A 19,433-nucleotide genomic window follows, 5' to 3' on the forward strand; every position below is an offset into this window, starting at 1 on the left:
AGCTGCCCGCCAAAAAAATGGTGGTGAAGCGCCGGACTGCGCTTCACCACCCTCTAATGTATTCAGCCGCCCGGCGGAGCCTACAAATGCTTGCGCAGCAACAGGCCGGAGTAGGCGTAGCCGTTGGCGTTCAGGCCCTGCATGGGTACGAAAGACATGCCGTGGCGGCCGGCTACTTTGTGCAGCTGCGGCACCAGAATACCCATGGTCGTGCCCACGGCATAGCCCACGATATTATCGGAGAGGAAGTGCTTGCCGGCCTCGATGCGGAAGTAGGCCACGGCGGCCGGTACCACGGCCGCTGCGCCCCACACCAAGGCTTCGCCCGAGTAGCCGGGGTTGAAATCGTGCAGCACCTTGGCCGCGAAGAAGGTAGCCGTAGCCGTGTGGCCGGTGTGGCCGGCGAAAAAGGAGTTGGTGGCGATGGCCCCCGAACGGCCGCCGCCGCCCTCGCTACCATACAAGTAGGGCCGGTAGCGATACACATTGCCCACCGTGCTGGTAAACAGGGCATCGGTAGCCAGCATGGTTTCGACATAAAGGCCCAGCACCTGGCCGTAGTGGCTGCGCACATCCTTGTTCAGGGCTAGCAAACCGGGCGCGATAACCAGCGTGGGGTAGCAGAGCAGGTCGCTGGCCGTTTGGGCCCGGTCGCTGTACCAGCCGGCCGAGAACCGGTCGAAGCTGGGCACGTCTTCCTTGCGCAGCGCCGCCAGCTCGGTGTCACTCAGGCCGCTTTTCTGTTGCACCCGGTAAAGGCCGAAAGCGCTGGCCGCGCCCAGGCCCAGGATGATGGGGCCGTCGACGGCGAGTCGGGTGTGGTAGGGCGAAGCAGATTGCTGCGCCCGGGCTGCCGGCGCGGCGGCAGTGAGCAGGGAACCCGCGAGCGCCAATGCGGCAAAATATTTCATAGGGGGAAACAATTGGGTAATGTGGCCCAAACGAAATTCCGCTCCCCGGGTTTTCTCTGGTTGCGCCTGGAGGTGCCCCGGAGTAGCTTCGAGCCTGAGCCGGCAGCCGAAAATAGCCGGCCGGCCGCAAGCCCGCACAACGACCGGACATCATTTCCCGTTGCCGCAGCCATGCTACTGTCCTCCCCGCTCCCGATGCGTTTCCGCCTACTACTGCTACTGCTGTTGCTGGCCGCGCCCGTGGTTCCCGCCGCCGCCTATTCGGTGCTCACCCACCAGGCCGTCATCGACTCGACCTGGGAAAAGAGCCTGGCACCGCTGCTGCGCCACCACTACCCCGGGGCCACCACCGACCAGCTCGAAGAAGCCAAAAGCTACGCCTATGGTGGGTCCATTTTACAGGACATGGGCTATTACCCGCTGGGCTCGACGCACTTCACCAACCTGATGCACTACGTGCGGGCCGGTGACTTTGTCCGGAACCTGCTGAGCCAGGCCCACAATCGCAACGAGTATGCCTTTGCGCTGGGCGCGCTAGCCCACTACGCCGCCGACAACGTGGGCCACCCCGAGGGCACCAACCAGATTATGCCCACCATGTACCCCGATTTGCGGGCGCAGTTCGGGCCGGTCGTCACCTACGAGCAGGCCACCAAGCGCCACACCGAGCTCGAATTTTCGTTCGATGTGGTGCAGGTGGCAGCCGGACGCTACCGCAGCCAGGAATACCACAAATACATTGGCTTTCGGGTGAGCAAACCAGTGCTGGAGCGCGCCTTTCAGCAAACCTACGGGCTGGAGTTGGGCCAGGTAATTCTGAACGTGGACGTGAGCATTGCCACCTTTCGCTTCGCCGTGAACCAGCTGCTGCCAGCGACGGCGCGCGCCGCTTGGTACAGCCAGCGCAAGGAAATTAGAAAGCTGAGCCCCCGGGCCCGGCGACGCGACTACCGCTACAAAGCCAGCCCCCGGGCGTTCCGCAAGGAGTTTGGGGATGGCTATGAGCGGCCCGGCTTCGGGGCACGGGTGATGTCCTTTTTCATCAACCTGCTGCCCAAAATCGGCCCGCTGAAAACCTACGCCTTCAAGCTGCCCGACGCGGCGGGCGAGCAGAAGTTTCGCGCCAGCTACCGGGCGGTACTGGTGCGCTTCGCCACGTTGGTGCGCGAGCAGCCCACCGACACAACCCGCACCCGCCCCCTGCCCGACACCAACCTCGACACCGGCCTGCCCACCCGTCCCGCCAACTACGCCCTGGCCGACCAAACCTACAACGAGCTGCTACGCGAGTTGCACAAGCGCAAGTTCGAGCACCTCACCCCCGCCCTGCGCCAGGCCCTGCTGGCCTATTTCGCCAAGGGCATTCCCACTCCGGCCCAGGAAACCGAGCACGGCGATGCCAAAACCGAGCGCAAAGTCGAGAAGAAGCGGCCGGAAACGGAAGAAGCGCTGGCCGCGTTGCGGGCATTGCCGCAGTAGGCAATGGAATAAACAGGCACGAAGAAAGAACGTCATGCTTCGGCTGCGCGGACGCCAGATGAAGCATGACGTGCTGCTTATAATTTCTGCGAGCACCCGACTTACCCGCCGGCCTTTTCCAGCAGGCGCACGACCAGGCCGGTCCAACCGGTTTGGTGGCTGGCACCGAGGCCGTGGCCATCGTCGCCATGGAAGTACTCGTGGAAGAGTAGGTGGTCGCGAAAGTGCGGGTCGGTCTGATGAATTTCAGTATCGCCCAGGGCGGGGCGGCGGCCGTTTTCATCCTTGAGAAACAGCCGGGCGAGGCGGGCTGAAAGGGCATCGGCCACCTGGGCCAGCGTGTGCTGCTGCCCCGAGCCGGTGGGGTATTCCACGGTGAAGCCGTCGCCGTAATAGCTATGGTAGCGTTGCAGCGACTCGATGATGAGGTAGTTGACCGGAAACCACACCGGGCCGCGCCAGTTGGAGTTGCCCCCAAACATATCCGACTCGGCCTCGCCCGCCACGTAGGAAACCGAGAAGCTGTCAGCCTCGCCCATGTGGTAGTAGTACGGGTTGTCGAGGTGGTAGCGCGAGAGCGAGCGAATGCCAAATTCGGAGAGAAATTCGGTTTCATCCAACATGCGGGTGAGCACGCTGCGCAGGCGGCTTTGGCGCATGAGGCCCATGAGGTGGCGTGCGCCCTGGCCGGGCTCCTGCCAGCGACTCACCAGCTCGGCCAGGCGCGGCCGCCGCCGGATGAGGGCCAGGGCGCGGGCGTAGAACTCGGGCACGGTGGCCAGCAGCTCATCGTCAATTACCTCCACGGCAAACAGCGGAATGAGGCCCACCATGGAGCGAATGCGCAGGCGGGTGCGCGAGTCGTCGGGGGCGTGCAGGACGTCGTAGTAGAACTGGTCTTCCTCGTCCCAGAGGTTGAAGTGGCCACCGCCGCCGCGGGTCATGGCCTCGGCGATGTACAGGAAATGCTCGAAGAACTTGCTGGCCATTTCCTGGTACACGGGCGTGGTTTGGGCCAGCTCCAGGGCCATGCGCATCAGGTTGAGGGCGAACATGGCCATCCAGCTGGTACCGTCGCTCTGCTCGATTTTACCGCCGGTGGGCAGCGGCGAGCTGCGGTCGAACACCCCAATGTTGTCCATGCCCAAAAAGCCCCCCTCGAAGATGTTGCGCTCGTCGCGGTCCTTGCGGTTCACCCACCAGGTGAAGGTCATCACCAGCTTCTGAAACACGGCTTCGAGGAATTCGGTGTCGCCGCGGCCGTCGTGCAGCTTGCGGTCCATCTGGTACACGCGCCAGGTGGCCCAGGCGTGCACCGGCGCGTTCACGTCGCTGAAATGCCACTCGTAGGCCGGCATCTGGCCGTTGGGGTGCAGGTAGCCGTCCTGGCACAGCAGGCGCAGCTGCTGCTTGGCAAAATCGGCATCCACCATGGCCAGCGGCAGGCAGTGAAAGGCCAGGTCCCAGGCCGCGTACCAGGGATATTCCCACTTGTCGGGCATCGAGATGATGTCGGCGTTGTGCAGGTGCCGCCAGGCCGAGTTGCGGCCGGTGAGGCGCTCGGCGGGCGGCGCGGGCCGGGCGGGGTCGCCGTCGAGCCACTGGCTCACATCGTAGTAATAATACTGCTTGCTCCAGAGCATGCCGGCGAAGGCCTGGCGCTGCACGTTGCGGGCGTCGGGGTTGCGAAGGCCCTCCTGAATGCAGTCGTAGAACTCGTCGGCCTCGGCACGGCGGGTCACGAATAGCTGGTCGAAATCGGCAAACGGCGCTTCGTGCTCGGGCTGGCTGAGGCGCAGGCGCAGCACCCGAACCTCACCGGCCGGAATGGCGAGCTGGTAGCACGCGGCGGCTTTGGTACCCGTTTCGGCGGGGTTTACGGCCGTGGCCTGGCCCGCCACGATGTATTCGTTGATGCCGTCCTTGAAGTAGCGGCCGGCCTTGTTTTTCTTTTTGCGCTTTTTGCCGAAGAGCGTGGGGCTGGTTTCGTTTTCGCAGAAGAGCAGCTCTTCGGCCCGGTCGCAATACAGCTGGTACCGGCCCAAATCGCGGTGCTCGGCCGCCATCGCGTTAGCGGCAACCCGCCGAATTTCGGGCCGGTGGTCGTCGTAGCCCAGCGTCCAGGTATTGCGAAACCAGAGCTGCGGCAGCACCGTGAGCGGCGCGGCCTCGGGCCCCCGGTTGTGGATAGTGAGCCGGATGAGCACGTCCTGCGGGCCGGCCTTGGCATATTCGATGAACACGTCGAAGTAGCGGCTTTCGGCAAAAATGCCGGTATCAAGCAGCTCGAATTCGGGTTCCTGCCGGGTGCGCCGGGCATTTTCGGCCCGCAATTCATCGTAAGGGAAAGCGGCCTGCGGGTACTTATACAGCATCCGCATGTAGGAGTGCGTGGGGGTGCTGTCGAGGTAGTAGTAGTGCTCCTTCACGTCCTCGCCGTGGTTGCCCTGGCCGTTGGTGAGGCCGAAGAGGCGCTCCTTCAGCTGGTTATCGGCCCCGTTCCAGAGGCCGATACCGAAGCACAGCCGCTGCTCGTCGTCGCTGATGCCGCCAATGCCTTCCTCGCCCCAGCGGTAGGCGTAGGCGCGGGCCATGTCGTGGGTGATGTAGTTCCAAGCGTCGCCGTTGGCCGAGTAGTCTTCGCGCACCGTGCCCCACTGGCGCTCGGTGAGGTAAGGGCCAAACTGCTTCCAGGCGGCGGTTTTGGCGCGGGCTTCGGCGAGGCGGTTTTGTTCTTGCATAACGTCAGATTCTATCGGGGCGCGCCGCTGGACGGCGCTCCCCTAAGCCCGGGCTTACGCGGTTGACCGCAGTGGTGGCTAACAACCGGCCATAATTTGCGGGCCGCGGTCCGGTTACGATTGCGGACGTGCGGGCTGCTGTTCGCGCAGGTATTTGCGGCCCGGAATGCCTCGGCCAGCGTAGCCGATTACCTCCCTTACCAGGCCGCCCAGCAGGGTATTGGGCTGGTTTGCCGCTACGGCGGGCAAAAACATGGCTACTTCCGCCTCGGTGAGGAGCCAACTCCCTCCGTATCATCCAATTGTGCCGCAGACTACGCTCAGCTACTTATGTTGTTCAGGGAGTAATCGTATTCGCTCGAACGTCATGCTGAGCTTACTTATGCGTGAGTACTTAATTGGTGCCGGTACCCACATTTTTCAGCAGGCTATCTATTCAGGGCAGGTTTTCGTAGATTCTCGTCATCGCCTGCGGGTTGACTGTGGGGCAGCAAGCGTGATTCAAAAACTGCTTAGTGCTGTAGTGACGCGGCGTATCGCGTCGCTACAGCACCCGGGCCAAGCGCACACCGCCGTAGGCGTAGCCGTTCACGTTCACGCCCTGCGCCGGCCCCAGCGACACGCCGGTGCCGTGCAGCCGCTTGTAGAAATGCAGCGCCACCAGGCCCGCCGCCGTTCCCACCCCCACGCCCACCGCCGAATCGAGAAAGCGCTGGGGCGGCACGTTGGCCGGGTCGAAGACCGTATCGTTGCGGTGCAGGCGCGGCACCATGATGCCCACGGTGGCCCCTACGGCGTAGCCCACCAGGTTATCGGTGAGGAAGTGCTTGCCGGCCTGCACGCGGAAGTAGGCCACCACGGCGGGCACGGCGGCGGCCACACCCCACACGTAGGGCCCGGCTTTGGAACCGGGGTTGAAATCGTGAAAAACCTGGGCCGCGAAAAACGTGGCCGTAGCCGTGTGGGCCGTGTGCCCGCCAAAAAACGCATCGGTGGCCACCGGGCCGTGGCGCAGCTCGCCCCCATCGGGGCCGTAGAGGTAGGGCCGGTAGCGGTACACAGTGCCCACCGTGAGCGTGAACAGGGCGGCCGTGCTGCTCATGGTTTCGAGGTAGAGGCCCGCCACCTGCCCGTAGCGCCCGTGCACGTTGGGCTGGAAAGCCAGCAGCGCGGGCACCAGCGCCAGGGTGCCATAGCAAAAGCCGTCGCTCAGAAGCTGGGCCCGCTCGCTGAACCGGCCGGCCGAAAACCGGTCGATGGCGGGGATGTTGGCGCGGTCCAGAGCCGCCAGGTCGGCCTCGGTGGCGGTGCGCTTGTGCTGCACCAGCAGCAGGCCGGTAGCGCTCAGCCCCAGCAGCCCCGCCGTGATGGGAGCCTCCACGGCGAAGCGCGTGGTGTAGGGCGAAGGAGCCTGCTGCGCCCGGGCAGGCAGCAGGCCGCCCATCAGGAAAGCCCCGGCGAGGAAAAGCGTAGAACGAGGCTTCATGAAACGGGGAAATCAACCGGTTCCCCAACCAGGAGCCGCAAGGTACACGGCCGGGAGGCTGGGCAGCGGTTCTGCAGCTTATCCGTGCCGGTTGCAGCGGCCGCGGATGGCGTAAAATGCTTCGGCTCTACCCCGCTCCTTCTGCCATTCGCAACCAGAAAATCCTCGCTAAAATGGTTTTGGGCTAGACTACAAAAAAGGCGTTCGGTGCTAATAATGCCCCCCTCCGGATGACCGAAGCTGGCACCCGAGCCACGAACCTTTCCCGTCAAACCAGGGTACACCTTGCTCAAGTTGAAGCGGTCCGACGGGCCGTTCCGCCGTTGGTTATGACTGAAAGATTCGCCCCCCTCCTCTCAAATTTTCCGGATACTTTAACCACGCTGGCCGTGCTGCTGGGCGGCCTGGCGGCTGGTTTGGTGGCCCGGCTCGTGGTGTTTGCCCTGCTGCGGGCCTACGACCGGCGCGAAGACTCGGCCCTGGCCCGCTCCGTGGGCCGCAACCTGAACACCGTCAGCAGCTGGTTTTTTCCGGTGCTGGCCATTTCGCTGCTGTTGCCGCTGATGCCGCTGCCGCCCAAGCCCTTCGAAGTGCTGCGGCGCCTAGTGGAGTTCACCCTGATTCTCACCTTCGCCTGGGGCCTCATCCGCACCCTCGATGTGGTGCAGGACCTCGTGCAGCAGCACTACCAGCTCAGTGGCAGCGACAACCTGCGGGTGCGCAAGCTGTTCACGCAGCTCCAGTTCATCAAGAAAATTGCCGTTTCGCTCATTGCCTTTATCGGTGTAGGCTTGGTGCTGATGAGCTTCGAGACGGTGCGCCGTCTGGGTACGGGCCTGCTCACGTCGGCCGGTATTGCCAGTGTGATTGTGGGTTTTGCGGCCCAGCGCTCCATCAGCAACCTGCTGGCGGGCTTCCAGATTGCCTTCACCCAGCCCATTCGCATCGATGATGTGCTGGTGGTGGAGGGCGAATGGGGCCGCGTGGAGGAAATCACCTTCACCTACGTGGTGCTAAATATCTGGGACCAGCGCCGGCTGGTAATGCCGCTCAACTACTTCATCGAGAAGCCCTTCCAGAACTGGACGCGCAGCAGTGCCGAGCTGCTGGGCTCAGTCTTCATCCACGCCGACTACTCGGTGCCGGTGGGCGCGGTGCGCGCCGAGCTGGAGCGCCTCACCGCTCACCACCCGCTCTGGGACGGCCGCGTGTGCAAGCTCCACGTCACCGATTCCAAGGAAACCACCCTGGAGCTGCGCGCCTTGGTGAGCGCCCGCAACGGCGGCGACGCCTGGGACCTGCGCTGCGACATCCGCGAGCAGCTGGTCGCTTTTCTCCAACGCGAATACCCCGGCAGCCTGCCCCGGGTGCGGGCCGAAGTAGCAGCCCCCGTGCCGAACCGCCTGGGGTTCGGGCCAGGCAGTCCCGCATCAACTTCACCGCTCGGTTAGTCCCGCATCACGCCACGCTAAGCTCACGTCAGCCTGAAAGACTTCATCGGCTTCCAACTTCCTCAGCGTTTTCACGATGGGCGCGCACTCCTTGCCGTTGTGGGCGGCCCCGCTACATTCGTCCCATGAGCCCCGACTACACGCCCATCGACTGCCATTTCTACGACCGCCTCGAAGCCGCCGCCACGCAGCGCCGCCGCGTTGAGCTCCAGTATTTCAACGACCTGCGCCAGCTTTGCCTGGGCTCGGGCATTATTGACACGCTGTTCATCCGCGAAAAGGTGGAATTCATGCGGCTGAAATCCGGCGAGGAAATCAGGCTCGACCACCTCATCCGCCTCGATGACACACCCGCCCCGCTGTACGCCGACTACCCCGATTTCAGCTGCGGCTGCTGAAACAGAACTTACGCAGGCGTAAAAAAGAACGTCAGGCTGAGCTTGCCGAAGCACCCTTACCACGCGACTAGTCAAGTTAAGCGTTGCGGTAGTGATGCTTCAGCAAGCCCAGCCTGACGGATACGCTTTATCGTTCGTTAGTCCCGCTCCTGGTCTACGCTGATGCCGCCGTTGGTCGTCACGGCCTTCACCGTGGCCCCACCCTGGCCCAGGCTGGCTTCTACTTCCTTGTGGAACATGCCCATTTTCGTCACCGGCAGCTCGGTACGAATGCCGCCCATGTTGGTGCTGGTGACAAGGCGGGCCGAATACGCGCGGGGCAGCTTCCAGTGGATACCGCCGTTGGTGGTGGCTACGTCGAGGCCCTGGCCCTGCCACTGGCTGCCGCTGAGCGCGATGGTGAGGCCGCCGTTGGTGGTTTCCCCCTTCACGCTGCCGCCCAGGTTGGCCAATGACACGCCCCCGTTGGTGGTTTCGAAGCGGATGGCGGCCTGCACATTGTCGATGTGGATGCCGCCATTGGTCGTGTTCAGGGCCAGCGCGGTAGTGCGGGGCACGAATATCTCGTAGCTCACGCTCCAGTCGCGGTCTTTTTCGGGGTCGGCCGCGCGCAGGGTATTGCCCTGGGTGGCGATGCTGATGCGGTGGGCGCGGGTGGCAGCAGCGGCTTCGCTGGTACCCCAAGCCTGCACTTTGGCCCGGATTCGCACGTCGGGGCCGTCCCAGCCGCGCACCGTGATGCCGCCGTTGAGGCCGCCGTCCACGGTCAGGGGCTGGCCGTTGGGGGCGGGCATGGTCAGGTCGCGGGTTTCGCAGAACTGGTTGGCTTGCCGGCCGGCACCCCATGCCCATTTGCTGTTTTCGCAGGTGGTTTCGAAGTTTGGGTCGGTGGTGGTTTGGGCGGTGGCCCCAAGCGAGGCGGCCAGCACCGCGAGTGCAGAAAGCAGGATTTTCATAATTGCGAGAAAAAGAGGATTAGGGGTGTGAAAGTAGAGATGCGCGCCGGCCGGTTGCGGTTGCCCAGCGGGTGGCGGCGAAGGGATTACCGGGCTCGGCCCGATTCGTTACCGGGCCGCTCCGACTTTTTTTGGAACAAACCCGCGCCCCTTTCCCGTATCTTCTTCTATCCGACTTCCATTCCCCTCACCAAACTCCCAAGTCCCATGGATACCGTAGCCGCCGGCGTCACCCAGTTGCGCATTCAGCGCTTTGTCAATGTCTACTTCATCGAAACCGGCACGCCCGGCGAGTGGGTTTTGGTTGATACCGGCCTACCCGGCAGCGCCAAAACCATTATCGCCGCCGCCGATAAATTATTCTATCCCGGCTCGCGGCCCGAGGCCATCCTGCTCACCCACGGCCACCTCGACCACCTCGGCTCGGCCCGCGAGCTGGCCGACCATTGGCACGTGCCCGTCATCGTACACCCGCTGGAGCTACCCTACGTGACGGGCCAGGCCCTGTATCCACCCCGCGACCCCACCGTGGGCGGCTCGCTGGCCTTCATGAGCCGCTTCTTCCCCGCCCAGCTACCCAATCTGGCTGAGCGAGTGCAGGCCCTTGATACCGACGAGCCCGGCGCGCCCTTCCTCATGGCCTGGCGCTGGCTGCACGTGCCCGGCCACGCGCCCGGCCAGCTGGCTTTTTTCCGCGAAGCCGACCGGGTGCTGATTGGAGCCGATGCCTTCGCCACCTGCCACCACGACTCGGTGCCAGCCATTTTGCTGGGCAAGCCCGAAATCAGCCGCGCCGGCACGCCTTTCAACTACGACTGGCAAGCCTCCCGGCAATCGGTGCAGACCCTGGCCGCGCTGGAGCCCAAAGCCATTGGCTGCGGCCACGGCCCGGTCATTATCGGCCCGGCCGCCGCCGCGGGCCTCCACCAGCTGGCCGATAATTACCCCATTCCCACCCACGGCCGCTACGTGGCCGAGCCCGCCCGCACCGATGCCAGCGGCGTCGAGCACCTACCCCCAGCCCCCAAAGACCCGCTGCCGATGCAGCTGGCCATCGTTGGCGGCAGCCTGCTGGCAGCGGGCGCGGCCTGGCTGCTCACCAGCCGCCGGCGCAAAAGCCGGAAGTCAAAAGCCCACAGGAAAGCCGCCAAGGCAGCTAAGAAAGCCGGCCGCTCCCCTTCACCTACCCCGCCGCTATACCGGGGCAGCGTCGGCAGTTGAGCGTAATGAGTTAATCAGGAAGTAGCGCTTAAGTAGTCGGCAGAAGGAACCGTATTAACTCTTAAACGTCATGCTTCGGGCGTGGGGCCGGAATCAAGCGGCAGGCGCGCATCGGCTTTGGGCATTTCGGCAGCCGGGCAAAGGAGGTCGCGCAGGGAAGTGAAGCGAATGGAAAGCGCGATAGCCAGTCTGGACCGACTTTTGCGGCCGGCCACCCCGGCGCAAAGGTGGTACGGTTTTGCCTGATGCCTGCTGCGTCCATCGACTTTCGCCCTTATGCTCTTCGCCCGTTACGCTCCTTTGCTGCTGGGGCTGATGCCAGCCATTTCCTTTCCTGCGGCCGCGCAAGTGCCGGCAACAGCATTCCAGCCCCTGGCCGGCACTTACCGCTACACCGCCTACACGGTGTTTGACGCCGAAAGCCCCAACGAGCCCACTGCCGTGCGCGGTGTAGGCGGCCTTCTCACGCTGCGCCCCGACAGCACCTACACCAAGCGCTTCAGTATCACGCTGGGCACCCGTACCATTCCCTTCCTGCAGGATGGCCGCTATTCAGTAGCTGGCGACAGCATTCGCTTCGCCTTTCGCGACCAGAAGGGGCCCGATGTGCAGCGCGGCACCGCCCGCCTCGACTCGGCCGGCCGGCACCTCACGCTCACCATCCTGGGTTACCCCACCGGCAACCAGGGCGTTTATGAGCTCGAAGCCGCTCCGGCCCCGCCAATACTTGTACCGACGCCCATTTCGGTCCCGCCGCCACGCGCCAGAGCCGGCAAAAAGCGCCGCCGCTAGCCCGCGCCGCGCCGCCACCTTTGCCGCCCCCGCCCCTTCTGGCTAACTTGCGGCCCGTTTCGGCCCCGCTGGCCCGCCAGCCGGCCGCCCCGGCACTGTTATTTGCTCATTGCTACTTGTTAATTAACCTAAATGGGACGCGCATTCGAATTTCGCAAAGGCCGCAAAATGAAGCGGTGGGATAAAATGTCGAAAGACTTTACCCGCATTGGCAAGGAAATCGTGATGGCCGTGAAGGAAAACGGCCCCAACCCCGACTCCAACGCCCGCCTGCGCGCCGCCATGCAAAACGCCAAGGGCGTGAACATGCCCAAGGACCGCGTGGAGGCCGCCGTGAAGCGCGCCAGCAGCAAGGAAGAAAAAGATTACGCCGAAGTGGTGTACGAAGGCTACCTGCCCCACGGCGTGGCTATCGTTATCGAAACTGCCACCGACAACCCCACCCGCACCGTGAGCAACGTGCGCCTCATCTTTAACCGCAACGACGGCACCCTGGGCACCGCTGGCAGCAGCGACTACACGTTCACCCGCAAAGGCGTGTTTAAGCTGGCCGCCGAGGGCCTCGACCGCGACGAGCTGGAGCTGGAGCTCATCGACTTCGGAGCCGAGGACGTGTACGAAACGACCGAGGAAGATGAGCACGCCGCCGAACACAAGTTCATCGTGGTCGAAACCGCCTTCACCGACTTCGGCCAGATGCAGAAAGCCCTCGAAGCCCAGGGCCGCCACGTAGTAAGCGTGAACCTGCAGCGCGTGCCCAACACCACTGTATCCCTCAACGACGAGCAACTCGACGAAATCATGACCATCATCGAGAAGTTCGAAGACGACGAGGACGTGCAGGCCGTGTATCACACCGTGGGCTAAGGCGGGCTAGCCGCTTCTAAGCAGTTGTTCGAAAGTAGCCGCGATAAAAAAGGCGGTCATGCTTCATCTGGCGTCCGCTTGTCGAAGCATGATGTGCTAAATTTAAATGCGCCCACTTCTACACAGCTACTTAGGAGAACGCCGTGCTGTTTTATTAACGTTCGCCTTTGCCCACTACCGTTCATCCTATTGCCTATCGTCCCGCCCTCAACGGGCTGCGGGCAATTGCTGTGTGGCTGGTAGTGCTGGCCCATTGGACACGCGCACCATTTCCGCTGGGCGAGATGGGACGCATCACCTTTTTCGTGCTCAGCGGCTATCTTATCTCCGGCATTATCTGGAAGCAGCAGATATATCCAGGGGCACCCGGGCCGTGGTGGCAGCGGCTCGGCACTTTCTATAAACGGCGCATCCTGCGCATCCTGCCGCCCTACTATTTGGCCCTGCTAATTGGGGCACTACTACCCTTGGCTACCCTGCGCCAATACCCTGTCTGGTTCCTGCTCCCCGTATCCAATCTGCTGTTTTATCGTTTGCATCACTGGGGTGAGGGTGTGGGCCATTATTGGACCATGGCCGTCGATGAACAATTTTATCTGTTTTGGCCCGTGCTTCTGGGCTTGGTCGGGCGTCGCATCAAACCGCTGCTGCTGCTAGCACTCGTCGGATTACTGTTCCGCATAGTTTGGAGCGCCATGGTCTCCCCCGACTTCGTATTGGTTCTGCTACCTTCTTGCTTCGATATGTTTGCCGTTGGAGCCCTCTTACGCATTTTAGAGTTTCATACACGGGTGCAAGCGTTGGCGCAGGGCCGCTGGGTCTTGCTTGCTTGGCTGGGTTGGACTGCTCTTTGGGTAATTACGCACCTTGTAGATGCGCACGCTTTGTGGCTGCTGCTGTACACCAGCGTCGGCAGCGTTGCGGCATTCATCACACTAAGTTGGGTGCTGCGTCGTACCGACGACAACGGTGTGAATGCCCTGTTAAGGCACCCAATGCTGCAGTGGGTGGGCCTGCGCAGCTACGGCTGCTACCTGTATCATCTGCTGCTGGTAGTATTTTATCAGCGAGCCGTATACCATGTCTTCCCGGCCGCTGCCACCCGCCAGCTCTGGCTAAGCCCGCTGCCCACCGTGCTACTGCTCACGCCGGCGCTATTGCTGCTCGCCGCCGCCTCCTGGGCTTGGCTGGAAGCGCCGTTGAACCGGTTGAAAAGCCGGCTGGCTTACTAAATAATGGCCAAAATTAAGTAGTCGTGCAGCAGGAACCGTATTAACTCTCAAACGGCATGCTTATCTGGCTACGACTACTTTGGCACGGCTACTTATTTCTGCCAACTGACAGGATTTAATGGCAAATACGCTGAAACTGACTACATCTCTAGTAGTAGTTCTGAGCATTTATGGTGGAAAGAAATTAGCAGGAGCGGTAAATATAGCTACGACCATAACATCGACCCACACTTATTTCACTCTGTAATAAAGTCGAATGCTAACCGATTTTTCATCGGGGATTGGTCGACCGGATTATTCACACCAACCATCAAAAAAAGCGCCGCTGCTGATACTCTCAGCAGCGGCGCTTTTTGCTTCATGCAAAGCCAGTTACCTAGTCCACGTTATCGTGCAGAAACCGGTTATCGCCCAGCAGCTCATTGTCATCCGATAAGTTAAAGCGCGAGATGTTCTGGGCCGAGCTAGGCTCCACATTTTCCAGCTTCACCTGGCGGCGCAGGTAGGCGGGCGTATCGTATTGGCTTACCGCCTCGGGCGGCAGGCCGTTGCTCAGCTCCTGCAGGCGGCGGCGGCGCTCCAGGGCTTGAGCATCCATAGCCGGGCGGGGGCGGTGGGCCTCCGGGCCCGCTGCGGGCAATGGCGCGGCGGCGCTCGACGTGAGCACCGGCTCCGTGGGCGCGCTGGCCGGAATGCCGGCCAGCGGCGGCACGTTGTGCGCCGAAGGGCCATTCAAATCATGCATCACCCGGGCGGGCTCCGGCGCGCCGAAACTGGGCACGAATGGAGCCGAAGTAGCCTCCGGCTTTGGAGCCTCTGCTACCAAGGCCGGGGCTACGATTGGCTCGTGCGTGGTACCACCAGCCCCCGTAGTGGGTGTAGTGATGGAATGCGCCTCGCGGGCAAAACCCGTGGCAATCACCGTCACGCGAATGCTCTGGCCCAGGGTATCATCGATGCCGTGGCCAAAAATCATTTCCGCGTCCTGCCCAGCTTTCTCCTGGATGTACTCCGTGATTTCCGTCAACTCGTCCATTTCCAGTTCGTGCTCCACGCCCGACATAATGGAAAGCAGGATGCGTTGCGCCCCGTGAATGTCGGTGTTGTTGAGCAGCGGCGAGTTCAGGGCTTCCTCGGCGGCGCGACGGGCGCGGTTTTCGCCCTCGGTCACGCTGCTGCCCATTACGGCGGCCCCACTGTCCTTCATCACCGTTTTCACGTCCTCAAAGTCCACGTTCACGTCGGCCGTTACCGTAATGATTTCGGCGATGGACTTGGCGGCCGTGGTCAGCACGGTATCGGCCTTGGCGAAGGCGGCACCCATCGTCAGGTTGCCGTAAATCTGCGGCAGCTTGTCGTTGAGAATCACCAGCACCGTGTCGCAATGCTCGCTTAGCGCCTTAATGCCTTCTTCGGCCTGCTGCCGCTTCTTCTTGCCCTCAAACATAAACGGGGCCGTCACGATACCCACCGTGAGAATGCCCAGCTCCTGCGCCACCTGCGCAATTACGGGCGCGGCCCCGGTACCGGTGCCGCCGCCCATACCGGCCGTGATGAAGAGCATTTTGGTGCCCTGGTTCAGCAAATCGCGGATTTGCTCCTTGCTCTCAATAGCAGCCTGGCGGCCGCGCTCGGGCTTGGCCCCCGCGCCGAGGCCCTCGGTCAGGTCCACGCCAATTTGCAGCTTGTTGGGCACCGTGGAGCTTTGCAGCGCTTGGTGGTCGGTGTTGCAGATGATAAACTCCACGTCCTTGATGCCCTGCTTGTGCATGTGCTTCACGGCATTGGAGCCACCGCCACCAACCCCAATCACCTTGATGATGGATTTGCTCTGGGCGGGAATGTCGAATTTATAGTTCATAAGGAGTATGTCATGTTGAGCGAAGCGAAACAACTTATCGCGTCCGCATCGCATTGTTTAGTAACCCTGATTAACGCAGCCGTGATAAGATGCTTCGGTCCTCAGCATGACAGATATATTTAGTAGGATTTATCGTCGTAATCGTCAATCAGCAACCCTTTAGTACGGGTGATGATGTCCTTGAAGAAGCGGCTGGCAGCACCGGGCTCCTTTGGCTTGGCGGGCTGCGGCGCGGGGACCGGAGCCGCCGAAGCAGTCGCAGCACGGCTTTCCACGGGCGCGGTTGCGGCCTGAGCTACGGGTGCCGCGGCAGCCGGTGCAGCGTAATAGGATGGCGCGGCCACCTGCTCCTCCTCATAGCTGGGGCGCGTCACCTGGCGCTCATCGAGCGAGTGGTAGCCCGACAGCACCAGGCCGACAGTGGTAGCGTACATCGGCGATTTCACGGCTTCAATGCGGCTCTTACCGAGGTGCTGGTTGGGGTAGCCAATGCGGGTATCCAGCCCCGTGATATACTCGGTGAGCTGCTCCAGATTCTGGAGCTGCGAGCCGCCACCGGTGAGCACGATGCCGGCCGACAGCTTGTCGTGCAGGCCCATGCGGTAGATTTCGGCGTACACCAGCTCCATGATTTCCGACATGCGGGCCTCAATGATGTAGGCGAGGTTTTTCAGCGAAACTTCCTTCGGTGGGCGGTTGGGCAAGCCGGGGATGCTCACGATTTCGTAGTCGCTGGCTTCCTGGGCAATGGCTTTGCCGAACTTTACTTTCAGCTGCTCGGCCTGGCCGGGAGCCACGTTGCAGCCGGTTTTGATGTCCTGCGTGATGATATTACCACCAAACGGCAGCACGGCCGCGTGCCGGATGATGCCGTCCTTGAACACCGCCAAATCGGTGGTGCCGCCGCCAATATCAATCAGGGCTACGCCGGCTTCCTTCTCCTCCTCCGAGAGGATGGACATGGAGCTGGCGAGGGGTTCGAGAATCAGGTCGGCGATTTCGAGGCCGGCCTTGGTCACGCACTTGTTGATGTTGTTGATGGCCGTGCTCTGGGCCGTGATGATGTGGAAGTTGCCTTCCAGGCGCACGCCTTCGTAGCCCACGGGGTCGGAGATGCCTTCCTCGTAGTCCACTTTGTAGTCCTGCGGCATCACATGAATGATTTGCGAGCCGGGCTGGGTTACCAGCCGGTACATGTCCTGCGTGAGGCGCGCCACGTCGTCCGGCCCGATGGTGTCGTGCGAGTTGCGCGTGATGCTGCCGTTGTGCTGGAGGCTCTTGATGTGCTGGCCGGCAATGCCGACGTTTACCACTCCAATGCTAATTCCGGACTGTTCTTCAGCCTGCCGAATGGCCCGTTTAATGGCATCAACGGTCTTGTCGATGTTGAGCACGATGCCCCGCGAAACGCCTTCCGACACGGCTTTGCCCATGCCCAGGATTTCGAGTTTACCGAACTCGTTTTTGCGGCCCACCAGGGCGCAGATTTTTGTGGTACCAATGTCGAGCCCGACGACGATTTTGTCTTGTTGCATATGGAGCGGTGCTGGCGAGCAGTGAAGAAGCAGTGGGTTGGGAATGAAAATCTAAGACCTAACGGTCTATTTTTCAGCAAATTGCTATTCGCAAATAATCTGATTTTGGTATTCGACGTTTACGCGGTGGTAGGTGTCCCACCCCAAAACTGACGGAATTTGACGGTAAAATACCATAAGCTTTGCGAATTTTTCAGAAATATTTTCGGGGAGCCCAAATTCGATACGTTGGTCGCCCACTTGCTGCGTGAACGACAGCTTGCCGCCGGGCTCAATAAACACCTGCGATACCTGCGCTTTCCAGAATTCGTGCTCATCTACGTAGCGCAAAAAGGCCAGGTAGCGCCGCCCGGTGCTGTCCTGGAAAAATCCAGTTGGGAGGTTGCCCCCGCCGGGCCGCGCCACGGTGGCCACGCGGGCGGTAAATAGCGGCGAGAGCGGCAGGGCGTGCCCTTCGGCGTCGACGTAGGTATCGAGGCGGGTATCGGGGTGCGTGAGGCGGGCAATGGGCCGGTTCTGGCGCACATCGGCGTGCAGGTTCCCGGCCAGGTCCCGGTACACTTGCGCATCGCGAACAAATGGATGCGCCTTCAGGCGGGCTTCCAGTTCGCGCAGGCGCGGGCCTTCGGGCTGGGTGCCCAGCACGGGCTCCTTGTTACCCTTGGTGAGCAGAGCCGTGACGCCGCGCTCGGAAATAAAATAGTTATCGAACTCGTTGGCAATGTTCACCTTCACGGCATCGACTGAGCGGTTGGCCTGGCGCACGGCGGCGAAAGCGCCCAGGGCACCCAGTACCAGCAGGCAGGCGGCGGCCACGAGTAAGTTTCTAACGGTACGTTCCAAAGTAGGGGGTGAGGGTATAGGGGTAGGCGAACTACTGTTCAAATCTGTCATCCTGAGCGGAGCGAAGGACCTTATCACGTTCGCATCGAAAGGGTTACTTAAAATATCAATGCGTGATAAGGTCCTTCGCTTCACTCAGGATGACGGGCGATTTATGGTTCTACTTCCACCGTTCTGTTAGTATCAATTTGAGTTGTGGCACCAGCGTATCAATATCCCCCGCGCCGACCGTGGCCAGCACGTCGAAAGACGTGTCGGTTTGGGCGGCGGCCAGGGCTTGTTCTTTGGTCACGAGGGCTTTGGTGGGGGCGGTAATTTCGGCCAGGAGCATTTCGGAATTTATGCCGGGTAGCGGCTTCTCCCGGGCGGGGTAAATATCCAACAAAAACACCTCATCTGCAATACTTAAGCTCTTGGAAAAGCCGGCGGCAAAGTCGCGGGTGCGGGTGAAGAGGTGGGGCTGAAAAATGACGCGCAGCCGCTTGGTTGGATAGAGTGCCCGCACGGAACGCAGGAATGCTTCAATTTCGCGTGGATGGTGGGCGTAATCGTCTAAATAAACGTTTTCGGGCGCAGTTACCACGAACTCGAACCGGCGCTTTACACCTCGGTAGGCGGCCACGGCGGCGCGGAGCGGCTCCTCTCCTACCCCCTGTAACTGGGCTACGGCAGCGGCGGCCAGCATATTTTCAACGTTGTGGAAGCCGGGCACGGCAAGTTCCAGGCGCGGAACGGTGCTTTCGGGGCGGTGCAGGTCGAAATGAAAGCGGTGGCCTTCGGCGGTGATATTAGCGGCGTACAGCTCGGGTCCCTGCTCGGGCGAGAGGCCGTAGCGGATGATACGGGTGCCGGGTGGCACGGCGGCGGCCACGCTGGCATCGGCGGTGTGGTTGAGGAGGAGCGTACCGCCGGGCTTAATCTGGGCGACAAACTGCCGAAACGAGTCTATCAGTGCCGACTGGTTGCCGTAGATGTCGAGGTGGTCGGCATCGGTGCTGGTCACGATGGCCATGTCTGGAAACAGGGTCAGGAAGCTGCGGTCGTACTCATCGGCTTCGACCACAATGGGGACTTGTGCGGTAAGCTTTGGCTTGCCGTTATCCGCAGACGCTTCGTTTGCTGCATTTTCCTTCTGATTACCCGGCAGCAGCAGGTTGCTGCCCAGATTCACCGAGATACCGCCCAGAAATGCCCCGCAATCAATCCCCGCGTGGTGCAGCAGGTGCGCCACCATGCTGCTGGTGGTGGTTTTGCCGTGCGTACCGGCCACTGCGATGGTGTATTGCCCTTGGGTGAGCACGCCCAGCACCTGGCTGCGCTTACGGATATCGTAGCCCTCAGCCCGCAGCCAAGCCCATTCCACGCTGTCGGCCGGGATGGCGGGCGTGAGGACGACCAGCGTCTGGACGCGGTTTTCGCGGATTTCGGCCGGAATGTTTTCCACGGCATCGGCGTAATGAATGGCGATGCCTTCGGCGGCGAGGGCGCGGGTGAGAGGCGTTTCGGTTTTGTCGTAGCCGCTCACTTGGTGGCCGTTGGCACGGAACCAGCGGGCCAGGGCCGACATGCCAATGCCACCAATGCCGAGAAAGAAAACGTAAGGAAACTGCTTCAATGCTTTGAATTAAAAATAATGAGTAGTTAAAATGGCGTCTGGACG

16 protein-coding genes are annotated in these 19,433 nt (G+C 61.8%); 7 read left to right on the forward strand and 9 right to left on the reverse strand.

Annotated features, from left to right (window positions below):
* Window positions 1–80: 80 nt before the first annotated feature.
* Window positions 81–911, reverse strand: coding sequence for a phosphatase PAP2 family protein (locus tag ABIB44_RS03955; protein ID WP_354583320.1), 831 nt, complete (start codon window positions 909–911; stop codon window positions 81–83).
* 171 nt (window positions 912–1,082) lie between these two features.
* Between ABIB44_RS03955 and ABIB44_RS03960 the strand changes: the two genes are divergently transcribed.
* A complete protein-coding gene (locus ABIB44_RS03960) occupies window positions 1,083–2,390 on the forward strand; it encodes a zinc dependent phospholipase C family protein (protein ID WP_354583321.1) in 1,308 nt (435 codons plus the stop codon).
* Between the two features lie 101 nt (window positions 2,391–2,491).
* On the opposite strand, the gene ABIB44_RS03965 is transcribed toward ABIB44_RS03960, so the two are convergent.
* The 3 genes from ABIB44_RS03965 to ABIB44_RS03975 all read right to left on the reverse strand — a co-directional run bounded on the left by ABIB44_RS03965 (window position 2,492) and on the right by ABIB44_RS03975 (window position 6,617).
* On the reverse strand, window positions 2,492–5,131 hold the full coding sequence (locus ABIB44_RS03965; RefSeq protein ID WP_354583322.1) for an MGH1-like glycoside hydrolase domain-containing protein: 2,640 nt from the start codon (window positions 5,129–5,131) through the stop codon (window positions 2,492–2,494).
* Window positions 5,132–5,245: 114 nt separating this feature from the next.
* The gene (locus ABIB44_RS03970; protein WP_354583323.1) at window positions 5,246–5,386 is read right to left on the reverse strand and encodes a hypothetical protein; all 141 of its coding nucleotides are present in this window, start codon (window positions 5,384–5,386) and stop codon (window positions 5,246–5,248) included.
* Window positions 5,387–5,675: 289 nt separating this feature from the next.
* A complete protein-coding gene (locus ABIB44_RS03975) occupies window positions 5,676–6,617 on the reverse strand; it encodes a phosphatase PAP2 family protein (protein ID WP_354583324.1) in 942 nt (313 codons plus the stop codon).
* A 329-nt stretch (window positions 6,618–6,946) separates the two neighbouring features.
* Between ABIB44_RS03975 and ABIB44_RS03980 the strand changes: the two genes are divergently transcribed.
* Together ABIB44_RS03980 and ABIB44_RS03985 are read left to right on the forward strand one after the other, a co-directional pair.
* Window positions 6,947–8,068 carry a mechanosensitive ion channel family protein gene (locus ABIB44_RS03980; RefSeq protein WP_354583325.1) on the forward strand — a complete coding sequence of 374 codons (1,122 nt, stop codon included), beginning with the start codon at window positions 6,947–6,949 and terminating at the stop codon, window positions 8,066–8,068.
* A 125-nt stretch (window positions 8,069–8,193) separates the two neighbouring features.
* A complete protein-coding gene (locus ABIB44_RS03985) occupies window positions 8,194–8,466 on the forward strand; it encodes a hypothetical protein (protein ID WP_354583326.1) in 273 nt (90 codons plus the stop codon).
* 137 nt (window positions 8,467–8,603) lie between these two features.
* Here the strand turns inward: ABIB44_RS03985 and ABIB44_RS03990 are convergent, their stop codons facing one another.
* Window positions 8,604–9,422, reverse strand: coding sequence for a DUF4097 family beta strand repeat-containing protein (locus ABIB44_RS03990; protein WP_354583327.1), 819 nt, complete (start codon window positions 9,420–9,422; stop codon window positions 8,604–8,606).
* 207 nt (window positions 9,423–9,629) lie between these two features.
* On the opposite strand from ABIB44_RS03990, the gene ABIB44_RS03995 reads away from it, so the two are divergent.
* From ABIB44_RS03995 to ABIB44_RS04010, 4 genes are all read left to right on the forward strand, one after another.
* Entirely contained in the window at window positions 9,630–10,643 is a 1,014-nt protein-coding gene (locus ABIB44_RS03995) for an MBL fold metallo-hydrolase (RefSeq protein WP_354583328.1), read from the forward strand.
* Window positions 10,644–10,919: 276 nt separating this feature from the next.
* Window positions 10,920–11,435 (forward strand): hypothetical protein, encoded by a 516-nt coding sequence (locus ABIB44_RS04000; RefSeq protein ID WP_354583329.1) that lies wholly within the window; start codon window positions 10,920–10,922, stop codon window positions 11,433–11,435.
* Window positions 11,436–11,567: 132 nt separating this feature from the next.
* Window positions 11,568–12,302: a YebC/PmpR family DNA-binding transcriptional regulator gene (locus ABIB44_RS04005; RefSeq protein ID WP_354583330.1), complete on the forward strand. Its 735-nt coding sequence runs from the start codon at window positions 11,568–11,570 to the stop codon at window positions 12,300–12,302.
* 167 nt (window positions 12,303–12,469) lie between these two features.
* The gene (locus ABIB44_RS04010; RefSeq protein ID WP_354583331.1) at window positions 12,470–13,534 is read left to right on the forward strand and encodes an acyltransferase family protein; all 1,065 of its coding nucleotides are present in this window, start codon (window positions 12,470–12,472) and stop codon (window positions 13,532–13,534) included.
* Between the two features lie 376 nt (window positions 13,535–13,910).
* Here ABIB44_RS04010 and ftsZ read toward each other — a convergent pair whose 3' ends face one another.
* From ftsZ to ABIB44_RS04030, 4 genes are all read right to left on the reverse strand, one after another.
* Window positions 13,911–15,395 (reverse strand): cell division protein FtsZ, encoded by a 1,485-nt coding sequence (gene ftsZ / locus ABIB44_RS04015; protein ID WP_354583332.1) that lies wholly within the window; start codon window positions 15,393–15,395, stop codon window positions 13,911–13,913.
* Window positions 15,396–15,514: 119 nt separating this feature from the next.
* Window positions 15,515–16,930, reverse strand: a complete 1,416-nt coding sequence (ftsA, locus tag ABIB44_RS04020; protein ID WP_354583333.1) for a cell division protein FtsA — start codon at window positions 16,928–16,930, stop codon at window positions 15,515–15,517.
* 84 nt (window positions 16,931–17,014) lie between these two features.
* On the reverse strand, window positions 17,015–17,773 hold the full coding sequence (locus ABIB44_RS04025; protein ID WP_354583334.1) for a cell division protein FtsQ/DivIB: 759 nt from the start codon (window positions 17,771–17,773) through the stop codon (window positions 17,015–17,017).
* Window positions 17,774–17,933: 160 nt separating this feature from the next.
* Entirely contained in the window at window positions 17,934–19,388 is a 1,455-nt protein-coding gene (locus ABIB44_RS04030; RefSeq protein WP_354583335.1) for a UDP-N-acetylmuramate--L-alanine ligase, read from the reverse strand.
* Window positions 19,389–19,433 lie beyond the last annotated feature (45 nt).

The sequence above is a fragment of the Hymenobacter sp. UYCo722 genome (genome assembly GCF_040547115.1).
Taxonomy (GTDB): domain Bacteria; phylum Bacteroidota; class Bacteroidia; order Cytophagales; family Hymenobacteraceae; genus Hymenobacter.